The 2,685-nt window shown below is 72.6% G+C and carries 1 protein-coding gene; it reads left to right on the top strand.

Annotated features, from left to right (window positions below; translation table 11 throughout):
* Positions 1–2,685 (top strand): condensation domain-containing protein (locus C229_RS0128845; RefSeq protein ID WP_018658595.1); only part of this gene is annotated, 2,685 nt, incomplete at both ends.

Below are 2,685 nucleotides of genomic sequence, written 5' to 3'. Positions count from 1 at the left end.
CCACGAAGACGTCTCCGCCGCAGCCGTCATCGCCCTCGACCACCCCGCAGGCGGCAAATACCTCGCCGCCTACGTGATCGCGTCGGTACCGCCGGAGACACTGCGCGCCCACACCGAGGCGCGCCTCCCGGACTACATGGTCCCCACCACGTTCACCTCCCTCGCCGCCCTCCCCGTCACCGCCAACGGCAAGCTCGACCGCCGCGCCCTCCCCACCCCCGACCTCGGCGGCACCACCGGACGAACCCCCCGAACCGCCACCGAACGCGTCCTGTCCGAGGTGTTCCGGGAGGTCCTGCGGCTGCCGGACGACGCCGCGCTGTCGGTGGACGACGACTTCTTCCGCCTCGGCGGGCACTCGCTGCTCGCCACCCGCGCCGTCTCCCGCGCCGGCGCCCGGCTGGCCACGGGCCTGACGCTGCGCGACGTCTTCGACCGCCCGACGATCGCCCGGCTGGCCGAACTGGTCGACGGCGCCGCCCCGGACGCCGCGCCGCCGCTCCGCACGGTGGGCGAGGTCGCGCGGCCCGCGCTGCTGCCGGTGTCCTACGGGCAGCAGTCGCTATGGCTGATCGAGCAGCTCGGCGGCCCCGGCTCCCGCTACGTCGTGCCGCTCGTGCTGCGCCTCACCGGCACGCTGGACGAGGCCGCGCTCGGCACCGCACTGCAAGACGTCGTGGCCCGGCACGAAGCACTGCGAACCCTGATCACCGAGGAGGACGGGCGACTCCGGCAGATCGTCGTCCCCGCCGAAGACGCCGCCGCCCGGCTCCACCTGGACGTGGACGCGTTCAGCGACGCACGGGTGGACGAGACCGTCCAGGGCGCGTTCGACCTGGGGACGGACCTCCCCGTCCGCGCGGCGCTGCTCCGCGTCTCGGACGCGGAGTGGGTCTTCGTCCTGGCCATCCACCACCATGCGGTGGACGAGTGGTCGTTCCCGCTCCTGCTGGGCGACCTCTCGACGGCCTACCGGGCACGGCTCGCGGGCGCGGCGCCCGCGTGGGAGCCGCTGCCCGTGCAGTACGCCGACTACGCCGTCTGGCAGCGCGACGTCCTCGGCGACGCCGCCGACCCCGACTCGGAGCTGGCGCGTCTTCTCGGCCACTGGCGCACGGCGCTGGACGACGCCCCGGCGGAGTCGACCATCGCGCTGGACCGGCCCCGCCCGGCCGAGCCGACCCACGGCGGCGCGGACGTCGGCCTGACCGTCGCCGCCGAGACCGTCACGGGCCTGCGGGCGGTCGCGGACGACCTGAACGTCACCATGTTCATGATCGTCCACGCGGCGACGGCGCTCACCGTGTCGGCGCTCGGCGGCGGCGACGACCTGGTGATCGGATCGCCCGTCGCCGGACGGACCGAACACGAACTCGAAGACGTCGTCGGCTACTTCGTCAACACACTCCCGGTCCGGCACCGGCTCAAGCCCGCCGACACGATCACCGACCTTCTCCTGCGCACCCGGCAGACCGTCCTGGACGGCTTCGCCCACCAGACCGCGCCCTTCGAGGAGATCACCCGGGTCGCGGGCGTCGAGCGGGACCAGAGCCGCAACCCCCTCTTCCAGGTCATGCTGACCCACCACGCCGACCCGCAGACCGACGACATCGCCCTCGACGGCCTCACCGTCGAGAACATCGACGCCACCCTCGCCGCCGCGAAAACCGACCTCGAACTCGACCTCGCGGAGACCCCGGCCGGACTCGACGGCCACCTCACCTACGCCACCGACCTGTTCGACGCCGCCACCATCGACCGGTTCATCACCACGTTCCAGCAGGTCCTGGCCGCCATCGCCGCGACCCCGGCGCTGCCGGTCGCGGAACTGACGCCGCCGTCCGCAGCGACCGTCGGCGCGGTGACCGGCGAGGCGCTGGACGTCCCCGACGCGACCTTGGACGGGCTGATCCGGCGGCAGGTCGCCGCGACGCCCGAGGGCATCGCGGTGGTGGACGACGACGGCGCCGAGCTGACGTACGCGCAGTTCGACACGCGGGTGAACGGCGTCGCCCGGGTCCTGCTGGACCGGGGCGTGGGCATCGGTGACCGGGTGGCGGTGATCCTGCCCCGGTCGGTGGATCTCGTAGTGACGCTCGCCGCCGTCGTGCGGGTGGGCGCGGCGTTCGTGCCCATCGACACCTCATATCCGGCGGGCCGCATCCAGACCATTCTGGAAGACGCCGCCCCAGCCCTGGTGATCGAAGAACCGTTGCCGGGCCTCCCCGGAGAACCCGTTCTGTCCCGGCCGCTGTCGCCGCTCGACACCGCCTACGTCATCTTCACGTCCGGGACGACCGGGCGGCCGAAGGGCGTGGCGGTTCCGCATCAGGCGATCGTCAACCTCATCGCCTGGCGGCAGGAAACGTTCCCTATCACCGACACCGAACGCGTGCTCCAGAAGACGTCGGTGGGCTTCGACGTCGCCGTTCCGGAATTCTTCTGGCCGCTCACCATCGGCGCCGCCGTCCGCCTGATCCGGCCCGCCGGTGAGCGTGACCCGGAATACCTGGCCGCGATTCTGCGCGACGAGCCGATCGGTTTCGTCGAGCTGGTCCCGACCGTTCTGCAAGCGATGCTCGACACCGACTTCGACCTCGTCGCCTCACCGCTGCGGCACCTGTCGGTCGGCGGCGAAGCCCTGCCCACCGCACTGGGGAACCGTCTCCAGAACACGCCCGGCGT

Source organism: Actinomadura flavalba DSM 45200, assembly GCF_000374305.1.
In the GTDB taxonomy this organism is placed as follows: domain Bacteria; phylum Actinomycetota; class Actinomycetes; order Streptosporangiales; family Streptosporangiaceae; genus Spirillospora; species Spirillospora flavalba.
The sequence above is the reverse complement of the archived record's forward strand: the minus strand, read 5'-3'. Positions and strand labels throughout refer to the sequence as shown.